We start from the raw sequence: 514 nt of genomic DNA, 5'->3' as shown, positions 1-514 counted from the left end.
TGGCCGCCGGTTCCGCATTCTGGCTGTTATCGACGATTTCAGTCGCAAGAACCTGGCATTGGTTGCCGACACGTCATTATCAGGTGGACGTGTGGCGCGGGAACTGACGGCCCTGGTGGAACGCTATGGCAAACCCCTCATGATTGTCAGCGACAACGGTACGGAGTTCACATCCCATGCCATCCTGAAATGGGCGGATGAGATGAAGGTTGAATGGCACTATATTGCCCCTGGGAAGCCGCAACAGAACGGGTTTGTCGAAAGTTTCAACGGCCGGTTGAGGGATGAATGCCTCAACGAGACGCTGTTCACGTCTCTCAGCCATGCCCGACAGGTTCTGGCTGACTGGCGGGAAGACTACAATACGGTGCGCCCCCATTCCCAACTGGATGGCAGGACACCCGATCAGGTCGCCAGACAAGTGTCTCGGGGGCATGCCCCCGAGACACTTGTCATCCCACCAACCCCAAGCCATAAAAAAACGGGAACTCTCCTTTTGAGTGGATACAAAAAA

At 55.4% G+C, this 514-nt stretch carries 1 protein-coding gene; it reads left to right on the top strand.

Going from position 1 to position 514, the window contains the following annotated elements; translation table 11 throughout:
- A partial coding sequence (locus tag GOB82_RS13250) for an integrase core domain-containing protein (protein ID WP_242007424.1) occupies nucleotides 1–514 on the top strand: 514 nt, incomplete at both ends.

Origin of the sequence: Acetobacter farinalis (assembly GCF_011516935.1) — a bacterium.
Taxonomy (GTDB): Bacteria; Pseudomonadota; Alphaproteobacteria; order Acetobacterales; family Acetobacteraceae; genus Acetobacter; species Acetobacter farinalis.
This window is presented reverse-complemented; position numbering and strand designations above follow the sequence as displayed.